The 23617-nt window shown below is 62.5% G+C and carries 25 protein-coding genes; 9 read left to right on the forward strand and 16 right to left on the reverse strand.

What is annotated here, in order from left to right; genetic code table 11:
- Window positions 1-7: 7 nt before the first annotated feature.
- The 4 genes from MK6180000_RS09405 to MK6180000_RS09420 all read right to left on the reverse strand — a co-directional run bounded on the left by MK6180000_RS09405 (window position 8) and on the right by MK6180000_RS09420 (window position 2423).
- A complete protein-coding gene (locus MK6180000_RS09405) occupies window positions 8-718 on the reverse strand; it encodes an alpha/beta fold hydrolase (protein WP_138934492.1) in 711 nt (236 codons plus the stop codon).
- Between the two features lie 83 nt (window positions 719-801).
- Window positions 802-1434 carry a hypothetical protein gene (locus tag MK6180000_RS09410; protein WP_246040476.1) on the reverse strand — a complete coding sequence of 211 codons (633 nt, stop codon included), beginning with the start codon at window positions 1432-1434 and terminating at the stop codon, window positions 802-804.
- A complete protein-coding gene (locus MK6180000_RS09415; RefSeq protein WP_138934493.1) occupies window positions 1434-2195 on the reverse strand; it encodes an alpha/beta fold hydrolase in 762 nt (253 codons plus the stop codon). The genes MK6180000_RS09410 and MK6180000_RS09415 overlap by 1 nt, the downstream gene beginning before the upstream one ends.
- 6 nt (window positions 2196-2201) lie before the next feature.
- Window positions 2202-2423 (reverse strand): hypothetical protein, encoded by a 222-nt coding sequence (locus tag MK6180000_RS09420; protein ID WP_138934494.1) that lies wholly within the window; start codon window positions 2421-2423, stop codon window positions 2202-2204.
- Window positions 2424-2592: 169 nt separating this feature from the next.
- On the opposite strand from MK6180000_RS09420, the gene thrS reads away from it, so the two are divergent.
- The 5 genes from thrS to MK6180000_RS09445 all read left to right on the forward strand — a co-directional run bounded on the left by thrS (window position 2593) and on the right by MK6180000_RS09445 (window position 7326).
- The gene (gene thrS / locus MK6180000_RS09425; RefSeq protein WP_138934495.1) at window positions 2593-4539 is read left to right on the forward strand and encodes a threonine--tRNA ligase; all 1947 of its coding nucleotides are present in this window, start codon (window positions 2593-2595) and stop codon (window positions 4537-4539) included.
- A gap of 212 nt (window positions 4540-4751) precedes the next feature.
- The gene (locus tag MK6180000_RS09430; RefSeq protein ID WP_138934496.1) at window positions 4752-5054 is read left to right on the forward strand and encodes a BufA1 family periplasmic bufferin-type metallophore; all 303 of its coding nucleotides are present in this window, start codon (window positions 4752-4754) and stop codon (window positions 5052-5054) included.
- A 93-nt stretch (window positions 5055-5147) separates the two neighbouring features.
- Window positions 5148-6017 carry an MNIO family bufferin maturase gene (gene bufB / locus MK6180000_RS09435; protein ID WP_138934497.1) on the forward strand — a complete coding sequence of 290 codons (870 nt, stop codon included), beginning with the start codon at window positions 5148-5150 and terminating at the stop codon, window positions 6015-6017.
- The gene (locus MK6180000_RS09440) at window positions 6014-6772 is read left to right on the forward strand and encodes an HvfC/BufC N-terminal domain-containing protein (RefSeq protein ID WP_138934498.1); all 759 of its coding nucleotides are present in this window, start codon (window positions 6014-6016) and stop codon (window positions 6770-6772) included. Before bufB ends, MK6180000_RS09440 begins: the two co-directional genes overlap by 4 nt.
- Window positions 6769-7326, forward strand: coding sequence for a DoxX family protein (locus MK6180000_RS09445; RefSeq protein WP_138934499.1), 558 nt, complete (start codon window positions 6769-6771; stop codon window positions 7324-7326). Before MK6180000_RS09440 ends, MK6180000_RS09445 begins: the two co-directional genes overlap by 4 nt.
- Here MK6180000_RS09445 and MK6180000_RS09450 read toward each other — a convergent pair.
- The gene (locus MK6180000_RS09450) at window positions 7323-7634 is read right to left on the reverse strand and encodes an arsenate reductase family protein (RefSeq protein WP_138934500.1); all 312 of its coding nucleotides are present in this window, start codon (window positions 7632-7634) and stop codon (window positions 7323-7325) included. The two genes, MK6180000_RS09445 and MK6180000_RS09450, sit on opposite strands and share 4 nt — an antisense overlap.
- Before the next feature lie 215 nt (window positions 7635-7849).
- On the opposite strand from MK6180000_RS09450, the gene MK6180000_RS09455 reads away from it, so the two are divergent.
- Window positions 7850-8056 carry a cold-shock protein gene (locus tag MK6180000_RS09455; RefSeq protein ID WP_138934501.1) on the forward strand — a complete coding sequence of 69 codons (207 nt, stop codon included), beginning with the start codon at window positions 7850-7852 and terminating at the stop codon, window positions 8054-8056.
- A gap of 84 nt (window positions 8057-8140) precedes the next feature.
- On the opposite strand, the gene MK6180000_RS09460 is transcribed toward MK6180000_RS09455, so the two are convergent.
- The 4 genes from MK6180000_RS09460 to meaB form a co-directional block, all read right to left on the reverse strand.
- A complete protein-coding gene (locus MK6180000_RS09460; protein WP_138934502.1) occupies window positions 8141-8587 on the reverse strand; it encodes a copper chaperone PCu(A)C in 447 nt (148 codons plus the stop codon).
- A gap of 42 nt (window positions 8588-8629) precedes the next feature.
- The gene (locus MK6180000_RS09465) at window positions 8630-8986 is read right to left on the reverse strand and encodes a DUF2946 family protein (RefSeq protein ID WP_171054588.1); all 357 of its coding nucleotides are present in this window, start codon (window positions 8984-8986) and stop codon (window positions 8630-8632) included.
- 136 nt (window positions 8987-9122) lie between these two features.
- A complete protein-coding gene (gene rpmB / locus MK6180000_RS09470; RefSeq protein WP_138934504.1) occupies window positions 9123-9413 on the reverse strand; it encodes a 50S ribosomal protein L28 in 291 nt (96 codons plus the stop codon).
- 264 nt (window positions 9414-9677) lie between these two features.
- A complete protein-coding gene (gene meaB / locus MK6180000_RS09475) occupies window positions 9678-10685 on the reverse strand; it encodes a methylmalonyl Co-A mutase-associated GTPase MeaB (protein WP_138934505.1) in 1008 nt (335 codons plus the stop codon).
- Between the two features lie 155 nt (window positions 10686-10840).
- On the opposite strand from meaB, the gene hrpB reads away from it, so the two are divergent.
- Entirely contained in the window at window positions 10841-13279 is a 2439-nt protein-coding gene (gene hrpB / locus MK6180000_RS09480) for an ATP-dependent helicase HrpB (RefSeq protein WP_138934506.1), read from the forward strand.
- Between the two features lie 69 nt (window positions 13280-13348).
- Here the strand turns inward: hrpB and gndA are convergent, their stop codons facing one another.
- The 4 genes from gndA to MK6180000_RS09500 all read right to left on the reverse strand — a co-directional run bounded on the left by gndA (window position 13349) and on the right by MK6180000_RS09500 (window position 17864).
- Window positions 13349-14749 carry an NADP-dependent phosphogluconate dehydrogenase gene (gndA, locus tag MK6180000_RS09485; RefSeq protein WP_138934507.1) on the reverse strand — a complete coding sequence of 467 codons (1401 nt, stop codon included), beginning with the start codon at window positions 14747-14749 and terminating at the stop codon, window positions 13349-13351.
- A 64-nt stretch (window positions 14750-14813) separates the two neighbouring features.
- The gene (gene argF, locus MK6180000_RS09490) at window positions 14814-15740 is read right to left on the reverse strand and encodes an ornithine carbamoyltransferase (RefSeq protein ID WP_138934508.1); all 927 of its coding nucleotides are present in this window, start codon (window positions 15738-15740) and stop codon (window positions 14814-14816) included.
- Between the two features lie 67 nt (window positions 15741-15807).
- Window positions 15808-16983 (reverse strand): aspartate aminotransferase family protein, encoded by a 1176-nt coding sequence (locus MK6180000_RS09495; RefSeq protein ID WP_138934509.1) that lies wholly within the window; start codon window positions 16981-16983, stop codon window positions 15808-15810.
- Between the two features lie 77 nt (window positions 16984-17060).
- Window positions 17061-17864 (reverse strand): ABC transporter permease, encoded by an 804-nt coding sequence (locus MK6180000_RS09500; protein WP_246040477.1) that lies wholly within the window; start codon window positions 17862-17864, stop codon window positions 17061-17063.
- A 172-nt stretch (window positions 17865-18036) separates the two neighbouring features.
- On the opposite strand from MK6180000_RS09500, the gene MK6180000_RS09505 reads away from it, so the two are divergent.
- Window positions 18037-18645, forward strand: a complete 609-nt coding sequence (locus MK6180000_RS09505) for a GcrA family cell cycle regulator (protein ID WP_138934510.1) — start codon at window positions 18037-18039, stop codon at window positions 18643-18645.
- 83 nt (window positions 18646-18728) lie between these two features.
- Here the strand turns inward: MK6180000_RS09505 and MK6180000_RS09510 are convergent, their stop codons facing one another.
- Entirely contained in the window at window positions 18729-20816 is a 2088-nt protein-coding gene (locus tag MK6180000_RS09510; protein ID WP_138934511.1) for an AsmA family protein, read from the reverse strand.
- 124 nt (window positions 20817-20940) lie between these two features.
- Here MK6180000_RS09510 and rimO point away from each other — a divergent pair, with 124 nt between their 5' ends.
- Window positions 20941-22317 (forward strand): 30S ribosomal protein S12 methylthiotransferase RimO, encoded by a 1377-nt coding sequence (gene rimO, locus MK6180000_RS09515; protein WP_138934512.1) that lies wholly within the window; start codon window positions 20941-20943, stop codon window positions 22315-22317.
- A 14-nt stretch (window positions 22318-22331) separates the two neighbouring features.
- On the opposite strand, the gene MK6180000_RS09520 is transcribed toward rimO, so the two are convergent.
- Both MK6180000_RS09520 and MK6180000_RS09525 read right to left on the reverse strand, forming a co-directional pair.
- A complete protein-coding gene (locus tag MK6180000_RS09520; protein WP_138934513.1) occupies window positions 22332-22688 on the reverse strand; it encodes a YigZ family protein in 357 nt (118 codons plus the stop codon).
- Between the two features lie 8 nt (window positions 22689-22696).
- Window positions 22697-23407, reverse strand: coding sequence for a M48 family metallopeptidase (locus tag MK6180000_RS09525; protein WP_138934514.1), 711 nt, complete (start codon window positions 23405-23407; stop codon window positions 22697-22699).
- Window positions 23408-23617 lie beyond the last annotated feature (210 nt).

Here is a 23617-nt window from a genome sequence, read left to right on the forward strand (position 1 = left end):
GCTCGTCTTAACGTAAGACCAGCGGCTGCCGCATCCAGGCCATCAGCGCATCCGTCGTAGCATCAGGTTGCTCAAGCGTGGGCAACCGGCCGGCCCCTTGAATCACGCTCAGCTCCGCATAGGGAATTAGGTCCGCCAGAAACTGGTGCCGCTTGATTGGGGCCGGGCCGTCATACGCGCCGCATAACACCAGCGTCGGCATCTTGAAACGGCGTGCCTCGGCCTGGTAATCGCGGCGACGCTGCACGGCGCGGGCCTGCCGGATCACCGTATCGGTGCCCAAGTGAGCGGCCATATCACATAGTAGCTCCATCACCTCGGCCCGCTGCGGGCCGGGCGCCAACGTCCCGGGCGGTATGAAACCGGCCACAAAGGCGTCAAGGTTGCCCGCCCTCGCCTTCATGATGATTGGCTCTAGATCGGCGGCGCCCTGCGGCGTCTCGGCAAAGACGCTCGCCCCCATCAACGCGATACGCGTGACGCGGCCCGGCGCGCGGCGCACCAGTTCCATCGCGACGGACGCGCCCAGCGACAAACCGGCAAGCGCAAAGCGGCGCGGCAGCACATCCAGCAGATTCGACGCAATTTCCTCAATCCGGTCGCCGCCGGTCACGGGCGCAACCGTAATTGCATGATCGGCGCTAAGCTCCGCCAGTTGAGGGCCAAAGACGCGCGCGTCGCACATCATGTCGGGCAATAGAACGAGTGGCTCGTTCATGGACGCGTCCTTTCAGATTAGCGGGGCACCCGCTGGCGCGCACACTGGCAGAGAGCGCGCGGGCGTCAACCGCGACTTGGCGCTCAAGGGTAGGTGATGCCGCGGAATGGTGGAAAATCGGCATATCGCGCACGGCGCGTAGCTGCGGGTTCAAGCGGGGCGGCGCCAGCACGCAGCAGCAGACCCTTGGGCGCGATATAGCTCGAAATGGTGCGCAAAGGTTTAGCGCGGTAGCTTAAATTCAAAGCGCAAAGCTTTGGAAAGAAATACATTTCCGAATAGTTCAAATGATCATGCAGCCACCATGCAAGGTCACGCCAATCGCGCCCATCAGCATATCTATCCGCGAACCACGGAATAGCCAGTGACGTACAAGCGCCGCGTTGATCCCCACCGCCCAAGTCCCAGATGTGCGAGCCGATGTTGGCGTCATTCCGCGCACAGTTCAGGCCGTTCTCATTCCCAAAGCGGTTGAGAGCGGGGCTGCGATATCCAGAGCGGATTGCAATGCGCCCAAACGTCTCTTGCAGTGGGTCAAGCAGCGTCTCGCACAGGGCGCGGCCCATCTCGATTGCAGCGTCCGGATTATCGGGAATGTTCGGGATACCATGAAGGCTGCCGATTTCGGAATGGAGGAAGTCGCGCATATAGAAATGACGGCTGAGGCGCACCCGCCCCAACTCCTCCAGACCGCGCATTGATCGGGGGCGCCGCATCAGCGCGCGGCGCTCGCACGCACCTCGGTTATAGCATCGTCTATAAGGCCCAAACATGCCGCGTCCGAGAACCGGTGATCGGCACCAGCCACAAGTGTCAGCCGCATATCCGGGCCACGCGCATGTTCCAAAAGCGATAATGAGACGCCCATATCGACGTCTTTATCCGCAGTTCCTTGCAGAAATCGAACAGGAACGGGTAAATTCAAGGGGCTCCTCAAGACAAGGTTCTGGCGCCCATTTTCGATCAGCTTTCGTGTGATCGTATAGGGTGCATCGTAGTCGCTGGGCAGTGAGATTTGCCCGGCCTCCATCACCTCCGCCCGCTGCGCCGCGGTGAAACCTGCCCACATGCTGTCCTCGGTAAAGTCCGGCGCGGCGGCAATGGTCACGAGGCCGGCAATCCGCGCTGGCGTCAGCCGTGCGATCAGTAGGGCGATCCAGCCGCCCATGGACGAGCCGACCAGGATCTGCGGGCCTTGGGTAAGTGCCTCGATCACGGCCATCGCATCAGCCGCCCAGTCCGATATACAACCATCGGTGAATGCGCCCGATGATGCGCCATGGCCGGAGTAATCAAACCGCAAAAATGCGTGTCCGCGCGCGCGCGCCTGCGCCTCTAGGTGCACAGCCTTGGTGCCTTGCATGTCCGACATGAAGCCGCCAAGGAACACGGCCCCAGGCCCGTCCCCGTGGCTTTGATGATAGGCGATGCGGCGGCCGCCATCTGTGTTTAGATAGCTGGGCTGCGCGTCCGTCATGCCGGCCTAACCGCCCACATACGGCGTTTTACTGGGGCGAAAAAACACCTTTTGATTGTGTAGGCGGCCCAGCAATTCGTCGATTTCGCGCACGCTACGACCCGCGATGGCCGCATTTGCGTCGGGGCCGCCCGGAATCGACAGGCGCTGCTTGGCATGGCGCAAGGCATCTTCGATCAGTTCCATATCGTGGATGCCAAGTTCGATGTTTGGATTGAAATGGGGCATTGGGCGCTCCTTTGGCGGGGTTTCCACGTCAGTCTATCCGCCCTGCCCGCTTGCCGCCAACCTGAATCGCAGCCGGGCCGCTTGACACATTCCAATGGCGGCGGCACAAGGGCCACTCACCCGCAACCGGGCGCACCTGTAGGCGCCAAACCGACGAGGAGCGCCCAAGATGGCCCAAATCTCCCTGACATTTCCCGACGGCAACGCCCGTGACTATGCCCCCGGCATCACACCCGGCGAAGTCGCGGCCGATATCTCAAAATCCTTGGGAAAAAAGGCTATTTCCGCCACGGTCGACGGCCAGCACTGGGATCTGCAATGGCCGATCACCAAAGACGCCGAAATTGCGATACACACCATGCAGGACGCCGCGCAGGCAGATGAGCTGATCCGCCACGATCTGGCACATGTCATGGCGCGCGCCGTTCAGGCAATTTGGCCCGACGTCAAGGTCACCATCGGCCCGGTCATTGAGAACGGCTGGTACTATGATTTCGACCGCAAGGAGCCATTTACACCCGAGGATCTGGGCCTCATCGAAAAGAAGATGCGCGAGATCATAAACGCGCGCGACCCGGTCCGCACCGAGGTGTGGGACCGCCCGCGTGCGGTAAAGCACTATGAGGACGCGGGCGAGCCGTTCAAGGTGGAGCTGATTGAGGCAATTCCCGGCGATGAGCCGTTGCGCATGTATTGGCACGGCGACTGGCAGGATCTGTGCCGCGGTCCGCACCTGCAGAACACCGGCCAACTGCCCGCCGATGCGTTCAAACTAATGAGCGTCGCAGGCGCCTATTGGCGCGGCGACAGCAAGCGCGAGATGTTGCAACGCATTTATGGCGTCGCGTTCAGTTCCAAGGAAAAGCTCAAGGCGCATCTGCACATGCTGGAGGAGGCCGCCAAGCGCGACCACCGCAAGCTGGGCCGCGAAATGAACCTGTTTCACATGCAGGAAGAGGCCCCCGGTCAGGTGTTTTGGCATCCCAATGGCTGGACCATCTACACCGAATTGCAGGACTATATGCGCCGCAAGCAGCGCGCGGGCGGCTATCAAGAGATAAACACGCCCCAAGTTGTCGACCGCAAGCTGTGGGAGGCGTCGGGTCACTGGGATAAATATCAGGACCACATGTTCATCGTCGAGGTCGAGGAGGAGCACGCCCGCGAAAAGGCCGTGAACGCCCTCAAACCGATGAACTGCCCCTGCCACGTGCAGGTGTTCAATCAAGGCCTGAAATCCTACCGCGATCTGCCATTGCGCTTGGCTGAATTCGGTTCATGCTCGCGTTACGAGCCGTCGGGCGCGCTACATGGTATTATGCGCGTGCGCGGCTTCACCCAAGATGATGCTCATATTTTTTGCACAGAGGACCAGATCGAGGCGGAATGCGCGAAGTTCATCAACTTTCTGGCCGATATTTACGCCGATCTGGGTTTTGCTGAGTTTGAGATCAAGTTTGCCACCCGCCCTGAAGTGCGCGTTGGGAGCGACGCGTCGTGGGATCATGTCGAAGCCGCGCTGGAAGGCGCAATCAAGGCGACCGGCCGCGATTTCACGCTAGAGCCTGGCGATGGGGCATTCTACGGCCCCAAACTTGACTTCTACCTGACCGACGCGATTGGCCGGACATGGCAGTGCGGCACCTTTCAGGTGGACCCGAACTTGCCCGAGCGTCTGGGTGCAACTTACATCGCAGCGGACGGCAGCAAACAGCGTCCCTTTATGCTTCACCGGGCCTGCCTTGGCAGTTTTGAGCGCTTTATCGGCATCCTGATCGAGGAACACGCGGGCAAGCTGCCATTTTGGCTGGCACCGCGCCAAGTGGTCGTCGCCTCCATTGTGTCCGAGGCGGACGAATATGTGCAGGAGGTCGTCGCAGCATTGCAAGCGGTGGGCGTCCGCGCCGAGGCGGACGTGCGCAACGAGAAGATCAACTACAAAGTGCGCGAACATTCGGTCGGAAAAGTGCCTGTCATCCTCGCGTGCGGGCACCGCGAGATCGAGGATCGCACCGTTTCGCTGCGCCGCCTTGGTGAAAAGGAGACGCGTGTAGAGGCTCTGACAGAGGTACTGGACGCGCTTTCGATTGAGGCAACAGCCCCCGATCTTCTGTAACAATACGTTAAAAACAAGCGGCGCGCCGCCGAAACATAGCGACGCGCCGCATCTTGCAGCCGAAATTTCCCTTTAATAACAGGTGCGGCGTTCTGACGCGCGTCTGACAGCTTCGTGTCTAACGCATGCTTTACTGGCGATGTGCGGCTGGCTCTCTATGCTTGGTTCATCGCCGATTACCGCGATATCCAGAATCAATGGGAGAAAACGATATGTCCACTATGATCAAGACTTTCGCCATCGCAGGCGCATTTACCGCCGCGTTGGCCGCACAGGCCACCACCGCATCCGCCGCAGAGCAAGTCAAATGCTTTGGCGTGTCGCTGGCTGGCGAGAATGACTGCAAAGCCGGCGCTGGCACCACATGTGCAGGCACGTCCAAGGTCGACTACCAGGGCAACGCCTGGTCGCTCGTCGACGAGGGCAGCTGCACTACGATGGAACTGCCCGCAATGGACGATGGCACGGCGCGCGCAGGCTCGCTGGAAGAGCTGGAGCGTGATATCCCGGCCTAAGCCAGACTGACGCCCAAGGCGCACTGGGGCAAGTCCCCCTGCCCGCGTGCGCCTTGCGGCACCCACTACACGAACCAGACCGGAGAGATCGCCATGCTGGACGATACCGCCCGCCCTTCCGCCCCGCACGGCACGCTGCCACATGGTATCGGCGTCGGCTACAAGGCGCAGCATTACAGCGATCTGATAGCGAACGCCGCCCCTGTAGAATGGCTGGAAATCCATGCCGAGAATTACATGGGCGACGGCGGGCGCCCTCTTGCGCAACTCCGCGACCTGTCTGAGCGCTTTGCAATTTCGGTTCACGGCGTCGGCCTAAGCATTGGTGGCGAGGGTCCGCTGGACCGCGATCATCTAGACCGCCTGCGCCATCTGGTGGACTGGCTGAACCCCGCCAGCTTCTCCGAGCATCTGGCGTGGTCCACACATGACGGCGCATATCTGAACGATCTGCTGCCCCTGCCCTATACGCCTGCCACGCTGACGCGTGTCGCGGATCACATCGACGCGCTGCAAGAGGCGATCGGTCGGCCCATGCTGCTGGAAAACCCGTCCAGCTATCTGGCCTTCGAATCCAGCACGATGAGCGAGACAGATTTTCTGGCCGAAGTAGCCACGCGCACTGGCTGCGGCCTGCTGCTGGACGTGAATAACGTCTTTATCTCCGCCTATAATTTGGGGCTGGACGCGCGCAGCTATATCGACGCCTTTCCGGTGCAGCATATCGGCGAGTTGCACCTCGGCGGTCATGATGAGGACGCAGGCACGCATGGCACGCCCCTGCTGATTGACAGCCACGGGCGCGAAGTGGCGGACCCAGTCTGGTCGCTGCTGGATTATACGTTGGCCCGCTCGGGGCCGCGGCCACTGCTGATTGAATGGGATGCGGACGTGCCAGACTGGCCGGTCTTGCAGGCCGAGGCCGCGCGCGCCGCCGCCGCGCTCGCCCGTGTGCCCGCATGAGTGATCAAACCACATTTCGCACCGCTTTGCTGGACGCGGAAAAACCCGTTCCGCCTGGTCTGGGCGATGGGCGCGGCGGGCCTGCGGGTGCGCGTTTCGACGTTTACCGTAACAACGTCGCCTCCAGTCTGATCGACGCGCTTGAGGCCGGATTTCCTGCCGTGCAAAAGCTGATCGGACCGACAAATTTTCGCGCTATCATGGGCGTATTCGTGCGCCAGCACCCGCCGATCGCGCCGATGATCGCGGTCTATGGCGCGGCGCTGCCCGGCTTTCTGGAGCAGTTCCCGCCTTTGGCGCATCTGGCTTATCTGCCCGATGTCGCGCGGTTAGAGCAGGCTTTGCGCGAATCCTATCACTCCGCCGATTGCGAGCCGCTCGATCCTGCAAGTTTGCAAAGCCTTGCACCTGAGGCACTGCTATCTGCACGCATCACGCTATCGCCGGCGCTGCGCATCATCAGATCGCGTTGGCCTGTTCACGCAATCTGGGCCTACAACATGCAAGCTGATGCGCCCAAACCCACAGGTGCGCCGCAGGACGTGATCGTAACGCGGCCCGCCTTCGATCCGCAGATGGCCGTCGCGGGACCGGGCGGGGCTGCCTTTGCCGCCGGCCTCGCCAGTGGCGCAACGGTAAGTGCGGCGCATGACGCGGCGCTTGCAGAGGCTCCGGACTTTGACCTGCCTGCCATTCTGGGCATCCTCATCGCAGGCCACGCCTTGCATAATCTCAAGTCTGGAGGGGCGCCATGAACTCGCTTATTTCACTATACAACTCAGTCACTGGTGCGCTCGACCGCGCGGACGGGGTGCTCAGCACGCTCGCGCGTTTTCTCTTTGCTGCGATCTTTATGCTCTATTTCTGGACATCGGGCCTGACCAAGCTGGGAGATGGTATTTTGGGCCTCTTTCAGCCGGCCCTTGGTGCATATGCCCAGATTTTTCCCCGCGCCATGGAGGCTGCCGGATACGACGCCGGGCAGCTGAGTTTTTTGCATACCCTCGTCGTGATGGCCGGCACATGGGCCGAATTCATCCTGCCCGCTCTGATCGTGCTTGGCCTTGCCACGCGGCTGGCCGCATTGGGAATGATCGGCTTTGTCACCCTGCAAACACTGACCGATCTAATTGGTCACAATCTCTGGGCCGAGCCTGACGCCGTCGGCGCATGGTTCGACAGGGTGCCGGATGCGATCATCATGGACCAACGCAGTTTGTGGATGTTCCTGCTGATCGTGCTGGTCCTAAAAGGCGCAGGACCCCTGTCGCTAGACCGATTGGTAGAGCGCAGGTTAGACGCGCGTTAGACCAGCGCCGCCTGCACGTCCGCACCCCACCCCAGATAGAGCGTTCCGTCCGCGTCAATCAACGGGCGTTTCATCAGCGCGGGATGGCGCCGCAGCAACTCCATCGGCGCATCTTGCCGCTCTGCCTCGGGCAGACTGCGCCACGTGGTCGAGCGGGTATTCAGCAGCGCCGCGCCGAACTGCGCCATCGCAGCATCTAACAAGGCATCCGGCATTGGATGTGCACGGATGTCGACCAGATCCGCATCCGGCAATGCGCGCGCGGCTTTGCGGCAGGTATCGCAGGCCTTGAGCCCGTAAATCTTCATCTCATCACCCTTTCGTCTGTCCGATCAAAGCGGAATTATTAGCCACTAAGCTGCGTTTTGGCGACCGCGCCAATCCGTATTACGCACTAGTGCTTGATTTTCGCGATGGCCGTGCAAAAATCAATAGTGCAGCGGGGCCAGATGCTTGGCACCTCCCCCCGTCTGATGACCCCGGCTATGGGCCGGACATATACGACACGCAAAGGAGAAGCGGCATGCCAAACGGCACCGTAAAATGGTTCAACACCACCAAAGGCTACGGATTCATCGCGCCCGACGGCGGCGGCAGCGACGTATTCGTTCATATCTCTGCTATCGAACGCTCGGGCCTGCCCGGGCTGGCAGACGATCAAAAAGTCAGCTTCGATATGGAAGAGGGGCGCGACGGGCGGCAGATTGCTGCGAACATATCGCTGCTTTGAGGTGTTTTGGCGCGGCGCGCGCCTGAAAAGGCTAAAGGTGGCCCCATTGCCGGGGCCACCTTCGCAGATGTCACTGGCCGAATATCACTGGCCGGGCATACGCTTCAGATCGACGGGTACGTCGATTGTTATATCGCCGGCCTTCTCGAAGGTGAGGGTGACAGGCACGACGTCGCCCTGCGCCAGCGGCGCGGTCAACCCCATCATCATCACATGCTTGCCGCCGCGCTCCATGCTCAGCGTGGTGCCTGCGGGCACGTCAAAACCTTCTTCGACATGCTTCATCTGCATGACGCCGTCACCGCCCTCGATGTGGGTGTGCAGTTGGACGACATTGGCGGCGGGCGACGCCGCGCCGATCAGGCGATCATCCTCGCCGTCGTTGACGACCTGCATGAATGCCGCGCCAGTCTTGGCGGTAGGCGATGCGCTGCGCACATATGCATCCTCGACGGTGATGCCCTGCGCAAAGGCAGGCATGGCGCAGGCGATGGCCGCAGCGACGGCGATGGAACGAAATGTGAAGGACATAAGTCTCTCCTTTAAAGCGTTGTTGATTGAAAGTCAGTCAGTTCAGGCTGCTACAAAAGGCGGCCCGCGCGCAGACGGAATAGGCGTGCGCTGGGATGCGGCGCGGGCGGCCTGGGTTGTCGCGCGCACAGCGAAGGTGCGGGGGATGTAAATGGGCGCGCGCATCTCAAGCGGCAAAACCCCACTTAACGCTGAAAGCGCACATTCAGGGCAGACATGCACCCGCCCGGTAGGCTGGCCGTCCGCATCCACCACCACGCTCAAGGGCCCGGTACCCGTGCAGATGACCAGCACTCCGGACGCGCCAGTACCACTACGCCCCATTGCCAGCGCAGGCGCTGTCAGGACCAATGTAATCGCGACAAGGGCCGCGAGAAGGCGTCGTGCGCTGATACTCATGACCATAATATGGGCCGCCATCCACACCGAAAAAGGCCAGCAACCTCAAAGGCGTAAAAAATACGGTCGCTAAATTGCAAATGGCCCCGCCGTTTCAGGCAGGGCCATTTGGGATAACTTCGCATACAGGCTGAAATCAGGCTGTTGCGGCCAATGCCTTGGCAATCTCTTTTTTGACTTTAAGGGCGCTTGGCGACAGCTCAACATCCTTGGCCTTGGCCATGAATGCGTCCAGACCGCCGCGATGATCGACACTGCGCAGCGCGTGGGCTGTGATGCGCAGCTTAATCCCGCGGTTCAGCGCCTCTGATTGCAGAGTCACATCATTCAGGTTCGGCAGATACCGACGACGTGTTTTGTTGTTAGCGTGGCTGGAGTTATTGCCAACCATCGGGCCTTTTCCGGTCAATTCGCAGCGGCGCGCCATGGTGTCATCCTCGTCTTACAGGTGAAGGCCAATCGGCCGTTTCATTCGGTCAAAAGACCATCGAGCGCAAACCATAGGCCACGCCCTCAATTCCGTTGGCGCTAGTTAGGCAGAATCGCCCGGCCCGTCAAGGGGCGCGCGATTGATAATGGCCTTGCGACGCAAGAGAACGCGCACCTTTTGAACAGTAGCTTTTCTAGGCGGTCGGCACGCCCTTCTATCCTGTGGGTAAATACATCGCAACACGGGCGCCGCAAAAGCGCCTTACCCGTCCACGGCACCGCGCGCGCCGATCCTGTCCAGCAGCGCGCGGGCGGCGATGGCGGGCGTGGTTTTGCCGTCCGCCACCTGAGCGCCCAGATCGCGCAGAGCGGCCCGTGCGTCCGGCGTGTGCAATTGCGCCAGCAGGCCCTGCCGCACCTCCTCTTCGAACCAGTATTGCGCCTGACTGGCGCGGCGCGCGTCCCAATGGCCGTTTTCGCGGCGCCAATCCAACAGCGTCTGCATCTCGCCCCAAGCCGTCTCCAGCCCCGAATTCTCAAGCGCGGACACCATCATCGCCTTGGGGAATCCGTCGGGATCTTGCGGGCGTTTGCGCAAGAGGCGCAGCGCGCCGGAATAGTCGGCGCAGGTGCGACTGGCCGCCGATTTCAGATCGCCGTCGGCCTTGTTTATCAAGATGATGTCGGCAATTTCCATGATGCCGCGCTTGACGCCCTGCAATTCGTCACCGCCCGCCGGGGCCAGCAGCAGCACGAATAGATCTGACATTTCGGCAACCACGGTTTCGGACTGGCCTACTCCGACCGTCTCAATCAGCACGATATCAAAGCCGGCTGCCTCGCACAGCGCCACCGCCTCGCGCGAGCGACGCCCGACGCCGCCCAGATGCGTCTGGCTGGGCGAGGGGCGGATAAACGCGTTCGGATCGCGGCTAAGAAGGTCCATCCGCGTCTTGTCACCCAAGATCGAGCCGCCCGACCGGGCAGAGCTGGGATCAACGGCCAGGACCGCCACGCGCAACCCCTGCGCCGTCAGCATCCCGCCGAACCCCTCGATAAATGTCGATTTACCGACCCCCGGCGTGCCCGACAGCCCGACGCGCAACGCTTGGCGCGGCACGCCGCCCTCGCCCTTTAGCGCCTCGATCAGTTGGGCGGCCGCCTCGCGGTGATCGGCGCGACTGCTCTCGACCAAGGTGATCGCACGCGACAATGCGCGCCGATCCCCTTTGACAATCCCGCGCTCAAGCTGTGCAATGTCGATGGTCATATCTGCACCCGTTCCTTTCGCCCGCGCCTTGACCGTATTCATGCCGCGCCGCACCGGGACTTGTCCAGACCAGCCATGACATTTGATCTGCACCGGAGAGTTACATGCGCGTCGCCGCCCCCGTTCGATTTGCCGCCGAGATGACGCGCGACTGAATGACAGATCTGCCCATCACCGAGGCGCTGCCGGCGCTATTGGCCGCAATGCGGTCCCATGGCCGCGCCGTTTTGCAAGCGCCGCCCGGCGCGGGCAAGACGACACTCGTGCCCCTCGCGCTGCTGGAGGCGGGTCTGGCACCGGGCCGTATCGTCATGTTGGAGCCCCGCCGTCTTGCCGCTCGCGCCGCCGCCGAACGTATGGCCCAGACGCTGGGCGAGGAGGTCGGGCAGACCGTCGGCTACCGCGTGCGCGGCGAGGCAAAGGTATCAGGCGCCACGCAGATAGAGGTGGTTACAACAGGTATCCTTACCCGCCGCATCCAGTCAGACCCTGAGTTGCGCGGCATAGGCACTGTCATCTTTGACGAGTTTCACGAGCGGAGCCTCGACGGCGATCTGGGCCTCGCGCTCTGCCTCGAAATTGCGGGCGCATTGCGGCCTGATCTGCACCTCCTGGTCATGTCAGCCACGCTGGATGCCGCGCCGGTGGCGGCCCTGATGGACGATGCGCCGTTGATCACGTCGCAGGGCCGCGCATTCCCGGTAGAAACGCACTGGCTGGACCGCCCCCAGCGCAAAGGTACGCGGTTCGAGGCGGCCTTGGCCGATCTGACCGTTGAGGCGCTAAGTCAGACTGACGGCGGCGTGCTGGTTTTCCTGCCCGGCGAGGGCGAGATTCGGCGACTGGAGGGGTTGCTGGCGGGCCGCGTGCCGCCAGATTGCACGATCCGGCCCCTCTTTGGCGCGATGGACTTCGCCGCCCAGCGGGCCGCCATCGCGCCCATGCGCGACGGGCGCAAGATCGTGTTGGCGACCTCTATCGCCGAGACTTCGTTGACCATTGAGGACATCCGCGTCGTGATCGACGGGGGCCGGTCCCGCCGCGCGCGGTTCGATCCCGGATCAGGCATGGCCCGGCTGGTGACAGAGCCTGTCAGCCGCGCCGAGGCGACCCAGCGGCAAGGCCGCGCGGGCCGCGTCGCGCCCGGTATCTGCTACCGCCTCTGGACCCGCGGCGAAGAAGGCGCCCTACCCGCCTTTCCCCCTGCCGAGATTGAGGCGGCCGATCTTGCCCCGCTTGCGCTGGAAATGGCCCTCTGGGGCGCCCTGCCGGATCAGATGCCGCTGCTGACACAGCCCAACCCCGGCAGCTACACCGAGGCGCAGGCGCTGCTGGCGATGCTGGGTGCGCTCGATGCGTCGGGACATATCACCGACCATGGCCGCACCCTCGCTGCGCTGCCGCTACATCCGCGCCTCGCGCATATGCTGGCGCTGGCCGGGCCGGATGCCGCGCCGCTGGCCGCGCTGCTGTCCGAGCGCGATCCACTGCCACGCAGCGCACCCGCCGATCTGGCCCTGCGCCTGAAGGCGATCCGCCAGCCAAAGGGCCAGCACCCCTACCCGCCCAGCCGCGCCGTCCTACAGCGAATTACGCAAGAGGCCCGCCGCTTGCGCAGCGCGGCCACGACCAAAGGCGCCAGCACTCTCACTGACGCCGAAATGGCTGCGCTCGCCTATCCCGACCGGATAGGCCTGCGCCGCCCCGGCGATGCGCCGCGCTATCTGCTATCGGGCGGCAAGGGCGCGGTGCTGGACGCCGCCGATACGCTGGCAGGTCAGCGTCTGATCGTTGTGACGGACACCGACGGCAACCCGCGTGAGGCGCGCATAAGGCAGGCCATCGTACTACCGGATGCGGCGCTGCGCGGTCTCTATGCGGGCCAAATCGAGTGGTACGACACTTGCGCGTGGTCCCGCCGCGAGGGGCGCGTGATGGCACGCCAGCAGGAACGATTCGGCGCGCTGATGTTGGAGGACCGCCAATGGAAGGATGCGCCGCAGGATGCCATCGCGCGCGCCATGCTGGACGGCGTGCGCGAGATCGGGCTGATCTGGACGGACGCTGCCCGCCGCTTTGCCGCGCGTGTGGCGCTGGGGCGGGATGCCGGCATGGATTTGCCGGGAATGGACGATGCGGCACTGATGGAGCGGCTGGACGATTGGCTGCTGCCGTTCCTCGGCAGTGTGAAGACCGCGCAGGACTGGCGGCGGTTCGATATGCTGGAGGCGCTGCGCGCGCAGCTGGATTGGAACCAGATGCAGGCGCTGGATACCTTAGCCCCGCCGCATTTCACCACGCCGCTCGGGCGCCGCATTCCCATCGATTACGGCACTAATCCGCCCGAAATCCAACTGCGCCTGCAAGAGATGTTTGGCCAGACTGCCCACCCCACGGTGGGCCGAACGCCGCTGCGCGTCACGCTGTTATCGCCAGCAGGCCGCCCGGTGCAAACGACGCTGGATATACCCGGCTTCTGGGCCAGTTCGTATGCAGATGTGCGCCGCGACCTGCGAGGCCGCTACCCGCGCCACCCATGGCCCGAGGACCCCAGCCAAGCAGACCCAACATTGCGCGCCAAACCGCGCAAATGATCCGCGATCACATCTTGGCAAAAATTCTTAGGTGCTGAGCATCGACTTAAAACCTATCGCCAGAGGCGATCAATCCCACCAAGGTCCGTGATGCACACCGGCCTCGCCCAGCCGGGCATAACCGTGATGGCCAAAGAAATCGCGCTGCGCCTGAATGATGTCGGCGGTCCCGCGCCCTTGCCGCATCGTGTCATACCATCCGATCGCCGCCGCCATAGCAGGCACCGCGTGGCCGCCCGCGATCGCCGCCGCCAGCACGCGGCGCAAGGCCGGGATCGTCTCGCTCAGCTTGGCGGCCATGGACGGCGCGAGGATGAGCTGCCCGCCCGGCATATCAGCGCTGAACGCGTCTGATATATCATCCAAAAGGGCCGAGCGGATGATGCACCCCGCGCGCCATATCTGGGCGATGCGTGCATAATCCAGCGCCCAATCATACTCAAGGCTGGCCGCTTCCAATATGCGAAATCCTTGCGCATAACTCAGGATCCGCGCAGCCAAAAACGCCGCCTCCAGCACGTCCTCGCCCAGATCCAGAGCTGTGCGGTCGCCGCCTAAGATCACCTCGGCCTGCACCCGCGTCTCTTTCTCGGACGACCAGCTTCGCGCGGCGACAGCGGCGTCAATCATGCTGGCCGACTGGCCCAGTTTCACGGCCTCGATAACGGTCCAGCGGCCGGTGCCTTTTTGGCCTGCCGCATCCTTGATCACGTCAACTGCGGGATGGCCGGTGATGGGATCGTCATAGCCCAGCGCCTTGCCGGTAATCTCGACAAGGTAGGACCTCAGCGGTCCGGCGTTCCAGCCCGTGAACGTGCCGCCGATGCTGTGCGGATCACGCGCGAGGCCGTAGCGCATGAGGCCATAAACCTCAGCGATGACCTGCATATCGGCGTACTCGATCCCGTTATGCACAGTCTTGACGAAGTGGCCCGCGCCATCCGGGCCCAGATGTGCGACGCAGGGATCGCCCTCGTATTTGGCGGCGATGGCGGTGAGGATAGGCTGCAATTGCTGCCAGCTATGTGCGCTGCCGCCGACCATCATCGACGGGCCGTGGCGCGCGCCCGCCTCGCCGCCCGAGACGCCCATACCGACGAAATGGACATCCCGCGTGGCCAGATCGGCGCTTCGGCGGCGGGTGGCATGAAAGTCCGCGTTGCCGCCGTCTATGATGGTGTCGCCGGGCGACAGAAGCGGCAGAATCGCCTCGATCATCGCATCCATTGGCGCGCCTGAGGGGATCATGAAAAGGATGACGCGCGGCTCAGTCAGGCTATCCGCAAACTCCCTGAGTTCGCCATACGGATGCAGATGTGTGGCCAGCGATCCGGCCTCTGTCATGAAGGCGTCCAGCCATTCAGTCTCGCGGTTAGAGACGGCGACGTCGATGCCCTGCTCGGCCATGTTCAGCGCCAGCGCGCTGCCCATCGTGCCCAGCCCGTAAACGCCGATCTGTGCTTTTTGCATCCTGCCGCCCTCTGTCTTGAATACGCAGTTTAGGCGGCGCACCATCAGGTTTGCAAGGCTATGGCTAAAGCCCGAGGCACCAGCGCATGACGGCCTTCTGCGCGTGCAGGCGGTTCTCTGCCTCATCAAAGACGACCGAGTTTGCGCCATCCATCACGGCGCTCGTCGCCTCCTCCTCGCGGTGGGCAGGCAGGCAGTGCATAAAGAGGGCGTCCGGTTTGGCCGACGCCATGAGCGCCTCATTCACCTGATAGGCGCGCAGCATGTTATGGCGCCGTTCCTTGGCCGATTGGCTGTCATGCATCGACACCCATGTATCGGTCACGACCAGATCGGCCCCCTCGACGGCCTTGTGGGGGTCCCGCTCGATATTGATGCGCGCGCCCGCCTTGCGCGCGAGGCCGACGAATTCCTCTTCGGGATCCAGCTGCGCGGGGCCCGTAAAGGTCATGTCGAAACCGAACTGGCCGGCGGCGTGCAAGAAAGACGCGCACACGTTATTGCCGTCGCCGGACCAGACCACCTTCTTGCCTTTGATGGGGCCGCGATGCTCCTCGTAGGTCAGGATATCTGCCATGATCTGGCAGGGATGCGTACGGTCGGTCAGACCGTTGATGACCGGCACGTCTGCATATTCAGCCATCTCGATCAGCACGGATTCGTCGAAGGTGCGGATCATGATGAGATCGACATAGCGGCTGAGAACGCGGGCGGTATCAGCGATGGTTTCGCCGTGGCCCAGCTGCAACTCTGTGCCCGACAGCAGCATCGTCTGTCCGCCCATCTGCCGCACGCCCACGTCAAAGCTGACGCGTGTGCGCGTCGATGGTTTCTCAAATATCAGGGCGACCATCTGGCCCGACAGCGGCTGATCGTCGTCGGGGGCGCCGCGACTGCGGCCTTGGCGCGCGGACTTCATCGTGGCAGCGCTATCAATGATGCCGCGCAAGGCGGCAGGGTCAGTTTTGTGAATGTCGAGGAAATGATTCATAAGGTCGGCTCCGATTGCAGGCGGCAGTGCCGGGGGTTTTCCACCCCCGAACCCCCGGAGGATATTTTCAGCAAGAAGAAAGCGCGGTGGCGGCCTTGTCGAGGCGGTTCAGCGCCTCCGCGATCTCGGCCTCGGTGATGTTGAGCGGGGGAAGCAGGCGCAAGACGTTGTCGGCGGCGGGCACGGTGCACAAAAGCTGCGCATAGCAGGCATTTAGCACGTCCGTATTCGGCATCTTGCATTTCAGGCCCAGCATCAGGCCGGTGCCGCGCACCTCCTCAAAGACGTCCGGATGCGCAGCCACCAGCCCTTCAAGCCGTTGGCGCATGTACCCGGCGCGTGCGCGCACGCCTTGGAGGAAATCCTCATCGGCGATTTCAGTCATCACGGCGTTGCCGACGGCGCAGGCCAGCGGATTGCCACCATAGGTGGACCCATGGGTACCAGCAACCATCGCGCTTGCGGCATGTTCGGTGGCAAGGACCGCGCCAAGAGGGAAGCCGCCGCCGATGCCCTTGGCGACCATCATGATATCAGGCTCGACCCCCGCCCATTCATGGGCAAAGAGGCGCCCGGTCCGGCCCATACCGCATTGCACCTCATCAAGGATCAACAGGATGCCATGCTGATCGCAAAGATCGCGCAAGCCTTTGAGGCACTGGTCAGGCAGCGGGCGGATGCCGCCTTCGCCCTGCACAGGCTCGATCAGGATTGCGGCTGTATCGTCGTCAATCGCGGCCGTCAGCGCGTCGTGATCGCCCCATGGCAGGTGGGTGAATCCGGGCAGGAGAGGACCAAAGCCGTGCGTCATTTTCTCGGAGCCCGCTGCCGCGATCCCGGCGGCAGAGCGACCATGAAAGGAGCCGTTGAACGCAATGATCTGCGTACGCTGGGGCTGGCCCGCGTCGTGGAAGTGGCGGCGCGCCATTTTGACTGCCAGCTCGCACGCCTCGGTGCCGGAATTGGTGAAAAACACCGTATCGGCAAAGGTGGCCGCAACCAGACGGTCAGCCAGCTCTTGCTGGGCGGGAATGGTATAGAGGTTCGACGTGTGCCACAGCTGCTGCGCCTGCGCCGTCAGCGCCGCAACCAGCGCAGGATGCGCATGGCCCAGCGCATTGACCGCGATGCCGGCGCCAAGGTCTAGGAAGCGGCGGCCATCCGCCTCGATCAGCCAAGCGCCCTCGCCCTTCACAAAGCTGAGGGGTGCGCGGTTATAGGTGGGCAGGACGGACGGGATCATGGCAGCGCTTTCGTGTGGGTCAAGGCGACAAGGAGTGACCTAGCGCGCCGTGCCTGTCAATCGGGCCGCGCCCTGCCCTATGCTTTCAACCGGTAGCCGCGCGTGAACATCACCAGTGCGATTGCCGCAACCGCCAGTGTCGAGCCAGTCGCGACGACTGCGCCCAGCGCAGGCGCGCTGTCCGATACGCCCAGCACAGAGTAGCGTAGGCCGTCGATCAAATAAAAGATCGGATTGAAATGCGTGATCGCCCTCAGGACGGGCGGCAACGCGTCGACCGAATAGAATGTGCCCGACAAAAACGCGAGAGGCGTGACAATAAAGTTCGTGATCGCAGCCATCTGGTCAAATCTGTTGGCATAAATGCCCGCGACAATGCCCACTGCCCCCATAAAGGCCGATCCCAGAATAACGTATCCGATCAGCATTAAAGGGTGCTGCGGCATGATCTCAAGGAATATCGCAAGGCCAGCAGAGATAGCGACCGCGACAAAAAGGCCGCGCCCGATGCCCCCCACCAGATAGCCGATAACCAGCTCGGCCGGGCTGAGCGGCGGCATGAGCGTGTCAACGATATTACCCTGCACCTTGCCAATGACGATCGACGACGATGTGTTGGCAAAGGCGTTTTGAATAACAGTCATCATCAGGATGCCCGGTGCGATAAAATGCGTGAACGGCACGCCCATCACATCCCCGCGTGCGGGGCCGATAGCGATGGTAAAGATCAGCAAAAACAGCGCAGCGGTGGCCAGCGGCGCCAGCAACGTCTGCGTCCAGACCGCCAAGAAGCGCTGCATCTCGCGCGAGCAGAGCGTAGCAAGCCCCAGCCAATTGACCCGGCCAAAGCGGCGTGTGCCCATTTGTGCAAAATCATGCATCGCTTGTTTCCTTAGTATTTGCAGCGCGGTGGGCGCCCTCGTGCGTGGCAGCAATGGCACGCCGCCTGATTCGACGTCTTGTAACTCAGGCGTGAGTGATTAGAATAGGGCACTCAGGAAATTTGCGGGTCGCCGCGCCCATTGGCGCCGTCCCAAGTTATAGGAACGGGCCATGTCCTGGAGCGATGAACGTGTCGAGACACTAAAGAAAATGTGGGGCGAGGGCCAATCGGCCAGCCAGATCGCCAAGGAACTTGGCGGCGTCACCCGTAACGCGGTGATTGGCAAAGTGCACCGCCTTGGTCTGTCAAACCGCAATGGCGGCGCTGGTGCGGCAGCAGCAGGGACGAGCGCTGGTGCAGATGCCGCCGCAGCAAAGCCTGCTACAAAGGCCCCGTCAAAGCCGTCCGCCAAGGCGGCCGCGCCCAAGCCTGCCGCCAAGGCGGAGCCTAAAGTCGAACCGGAGGAGGAGGAAGCGCCCGCCGCGCCCGTCACCCGCATCAAGCCGATCATTCCGGCGGGCCAGCCGCTGCCTCCGCAGCCTTCTACAAACGAAATCGACCCCAAGGCGCTGGCGAAAGTCAGCGAGGTCGAGAAGAAGGCCAAGCGGCTGCACCTGATGGAATTGACGTCGCGCACCTGCAAATGGCCGGTTGGCGATCCTGCGACAGAAGATTTCTGGTTTTGCGGCCTGACGGTTCAGGCCGGCAAGCCTTACTGCGAGGCGCATGTCGGTGTCGCGTTCCAGCCAATGAGCTCGCGGCGCGACCGCAGGCGTTAAGGCCTCCTCCATTCATAACTTAGTCAAAAGCCCTGCCAATCTGGCGGGGCTTTTGATTTGCAGGCCTCGGATGCCTGAAGGCGTTATTCGAACAGCTTGAACAGTTCCTTCACGGCTTGTTCCTTGACGTTGTCTTTTATCGCGTCGTCGACCGACTGGCCCTCGCCAACGGTTACGCCCAGTTCCTTTTCGACGAATTTACCAATCTCCTTGTCGACCTCTTCGCGGGCTTTCTTTTCCAGCTTCTTGCGCTCTTCTTTGAAGTTGAGGTCGATCGCCTTTTCCAGATCGGGGCGGATCGAGGGGTTCGACCAAGGCCCACGGATACGCACCGGTATGGCAAGGCCGCGGCTGTTCTCGCCCTGCAGCAGGACAGGGGTAAAGAGATAGTCGATATCGCGCGCCCCCAGCCCAATACGGCCTTCGCCCGTTGCTGTAGCCAGCGGCATCGACATTTTTAAATCGTTGCCGCGCATATTACCGCCAGAGATGGCAAAGCTGGCCGCAACCTCGTCAAAGACGGTGGTCCCGCCGCTGCCATCGCCCGTGCGCATCAGGCGATCCAGATCAAAGCCGCTGATGACGCCGCGCCCTGTTGCCACCTTTAGGTTGCCACTGAGGCTGTTCATGATCGCATGGACGGACTGGCCGACGCCGAGGAAATCAAGGCTGGCGGTGCCTGTGGTAGAGAATCGGGTGATCCCTGCGGCGTCCGTCAACAGACGCTCCATATCAATGCCGCGCGCCATCAGATCACCGCCGACCGATAGGCCTGAGCGATTGTTGGCGACCACTTGGCCCGACAGCGTTCCGCCATACCCCTCCAGCTGTTTTAGCTGGGCCACGGCGCGGGCCGCATCAATGGTCAGCAGGATGCTAGCCGCGCCGAATTTGAATTGCCCCAGATCAATGCTTGAGGCGACCAGCGAGACGTTTGCGTCGACTGCACTTAGCGCGCTTGCATCAATGGCTGCCTGGGACCAGCCATCTACGGCTGGCGCGCCGCTGCTGCTGCTGGTGGTGCCCCCTCCGGTGGTCCCTGCTCCGGTGCTGACCGCGCCGCCGCTTCCGCCACTGCTAGTACTAGCGCTACTACTACCGCCTGTAAGCGCCCGTAGGTCTAACGCGCCCGCGTTCAACTGTGCGGTGATGCGCGGACGGGCGCCATCCGTGACGATATCCGCCGCGCCAGTCAGGGTATTGCCGCCCAGCCCCAGCGTCATATCACGCAGCGAAATGCGGATATCTTTGGTCAGGTTAAATTGCGCCTTGGCTGCAATTTCGCGGCCCAAGCCCTGCGGTAACTCCGCCGCTGGCAGGCCAAGCGCGGCCAGAAATTGGGCGGTATTGCTGATATCGGCGGTCATCTGCCCGTCCACTTGGGGTGCAGTGCTGGCGCGTCCATCAATGTCGAACGTGCCACCCCCGGTGGATACCGTCACCTTCAGCGGGGAAACCGCGCCCTCTAGGAATGGGCCAAACTTGTCGATGTGCCCCGCAATGCGCACGTCTTGCCCGGAAGGCCGCAGGACCACGTCGAAATTCGCCTCGCCGCCATAGCTGGGCCATGTTACGTCCAGACTAACGCCGTTCATTTCGCGCCGCGTGCCCGACTGCGCGTCAATATAGACGATAGATGCATCGGTAATCAGCGCGCGATCCAGCGTGAGGGCCAGCGCGTTAGACCTCGCCTCGGATGTGCCTTGTGTGCCTGTTCCGCTGCCCGCAGCAGCGTTGCCACCAGTGCTGCCCCCGGCAGTGCCTTGTCCGGTTGTGGCGACACCGTCGACGCCGATTTCCCAGTTGCCGCGTCCGGCCTTATCGCGCTCAATCACGATGCGGGGGCTGGCAACCTCCAGCCCGGTAATGCGCACTTCGCCGCGGATCAGCGCGATCGGATCAACGCCCAACTTCAAGCTGTCTGCGGTTAGCATTGGGCCGCCCGTGGCCCAGTCTGCTGTCGCTATGGTCGTCTTGCCGGTGCTGATGCCGAGGACGGGGTAAAAGCTGATCGAGGTGTCGCCAGTCATCGTAACCTCGCGCCCCGTCATGCTGCTGATCCGCTCGGCGGCGATAGAGGCTATCCGCTCGCCAGGCAGGAAAAACAGCGCGCCGACTGCAAGGATCGCGGCGATCAGGACAAAGCCAAGAATTTTCAAAAGGAATTTCATGTGCAGCCTCATTGCCTTTGGCGGCCGTGGATGCCGCCTTTTGCAACGCAGCTTAGGGCCGCGCCTACGGCCCTGCAATAGTTTGCCCCTTTTGCACAGGTCGCGCGTGCCCTATATCGCGCTGATGAGCACCAATCCCCCCGACCTACGCCCCGATCTGGCCCGTGCGCGTCTGACGCCCAGCCCCAAACGTGACGGCCAGCCGCATATCGGCATGGTGTCGCTGGGCTGCCCCAAAGCGTTGGTCGATAGCGAGCGCATCCTGACACGCCTGCGGGCCGAGGGCTATGGCATCTCGCCCGACTATACCGGGGCCGATGCGGTGATCGTGAACACCTGCGGATTTCTGGATTCGGCCAAGGCCGAAAGCCTCGCCGCGATCGGCGAAGCGCTGGCCGAGAATGGCCGCGTGATCGTAACGGGCTGCCTCGGTGCTGAGCCAGAATACATCACTGGCGCGCATCCCAGCGTGATGGCCGTTACTGGCCCGCACCAGTATGAGCAGGTGCTGGATGCGGTTCACGCCGCTGTGCCGCCCCGGCCCGATCCCTACATTGATTTGCTGCCCGCATCCGGCGTTAGCCTGACACCGAGGCACTACTCTTATCTAAAGATTTCTGAGGGTTGTAACCATAAGTGCAAGTTCTGCATTATCCCCGACATGCGTGGCCGCCTCGCCTCGCGGCCCGCTCATGCAGTGCTGCGCGAGGCTGAAAAGCTGGTTGATAATGGCGTACGCGAGTTGCTGGTGATTAGCCAAGACACCTCGGCCTATGGCGTCGATATCAGGCACGCGGAGGAGCGCGGCCACCGCGCCCATATCACCGATCTGGCGCGCGATCTGGGCTCGCTTGGGGCGTGGGTGCGGCTGCATTACGTCTATCCCTATCCGCATGTGCGCCAGTTGATCCCACTGATGGCTGAGGGCCTAGTGCTGCCATACCTCGACATCCCATTTCAGCACGCGCACCCCGATGTACTGCGCCGTATGGCCCGCCCTGCGGCAGCGGCCAAAACGCTGGACGAAATTGCGGCATGGCGCGATGTCTGTCCCGATATTACCCTACGCAGCACCTTTATCGTCGGCTACCCCGGCGAGACGGAGGCAGAGTTTCAGACCCTGTTGGACTGGCTGGACGAGGCGCAGCTAGACCGCGTAGGATGTTTTAAATACGAAAACGTCGCAGGTGCGCGATCTAACGATCTGCCTGACCATGTACCTGAGGAGGTCAAGCAGGAGCGCTGGGACCGTTTCATGGAAAAGGCGCAGACCATTTCAGTGGACAAACTGGCAGCCAAGGTCGGCACGTTCCAAGATGTGCTGATCGACGACATCGACGAGGATGGCATCGCCACCTGCCGCACCAAGGCGGATGCCCCCGAGATTGACGGTAACCTCTTTATTGATGAGGGAACGGATGGCCTGTCGGTCGGTGATCTGGTGCGTGTCGAGGTGGACGAGGCGGGCGAATATGATCTGTGGGGCAAACTGCACGCCTGACGACTGCCAGAGCGCTACCCGGCAAACTCGGCCAGCCATGCGTCCACACAGGTCTGGACGTGACGAAACCGGTCGCCGCCCAGATGTTTGCCGCCATACCAGCGCGTGACGACGATGATCTGGCCGGTTAGCTTCGCCCGCTCAAGCATTCTCACGATAACCATACCGGCCCCCGCCTCGCCGTCGTCGCCCTTTAGCGGGGTACCGTCCGGCAGCAGGACCGCCCATGTATTATGGGTCGCCTTGGCGAACTTCTTGGCCTGTTTCAGCTCTTTGAGAAACGCGTCCACTTCCTCGCGCGAGGTGGCGGGGCCACCGGAGACCGCGTATTTCGATCCCCGGTCGCTGACGATGCCGGTCAGTTGGTGCATTGCTGCACTCAGAGACTGTCGTTGACCCGCCGGACCGTTTCGATCCGCTTGGCGTTGGGCGGGTGCGTTCCTAGGAAACGGTCGCCGGGATCTGCGATCTGGGTAAAGAACGCAGCCCCGCGTACCGGATCATATCCAGCCCGCTTGGTAATAACGGTCCCGAGGGCGTCTGCCTCCAACTCGTAATCCTTGGAATAGGTGCGCGCGCCAAGGCCAGCACCAAGGTCGGTCGCGTTTTGGATCGCGCCCTGCCCGGCGCCAGTGATTGACGCCAGTCCGCCCAAGAGGACCGCGCCAGCCATCGCATTGTTGCGCTGGCGCTCAAGGTGGCCGCTGATGTGGTGCGCCGCTTCATGCCCCATGACAAACGCCAGTTCGTCGCGGTTGCGCACTTCGGCGATCAGCGCGAGGTTGAAGGCCAGAATGGGGCGGCCCTGCTGGTCAACCGTTTGAAAGGCGTTGGCAGGTTGACCGGGCCGGTCATCAACGACGATGCGGAAGTCGCAGTTTAGGTTCGTCGTGCGCGCCCGGCATTCCTGCTCGGCCACAGGCTCGACCGAGGCAACCACGGCGTTAAACTGCGCGATGTTGCCCGATGTGGGAACGCCCGGTGCCTTGGCAGGCTGCACGGCGCGCTGGCCAGAAGGCGCGCCCGTGGATTGAGGCGCCACGTCGCAGGCAGCCAGTGCCAGAACGCAGAGCAAGGTGAGCTTTTTCATCGAATTCCTCCGGGTAATGCGGTTGCCTGCAACTTAGCCACGCCCGCCGCCAAGTAAAAGCGCGATTGCGCGTAGAATTGAGTGCGCGTGCAAGCTACCGCCGATCCGGCGGGGGTACTGCCGCGCGCGAGACAAGTCATCTAGCGCGCCGCGCGGCCTAGTCAAAAGCGTCTCGCACCGCCCCTTTGCACCAAACACTTGACCCCGCGC

The organism is Roseovarius arcticus, from assembly GCF_006125015.1.
Lineage (GTDB): Bacteria > Pseudomonadota > Alphaproteobacteria > Rhodobacterales > Rhodobacteraceae > Roseovarius > Roseovarius arcticus.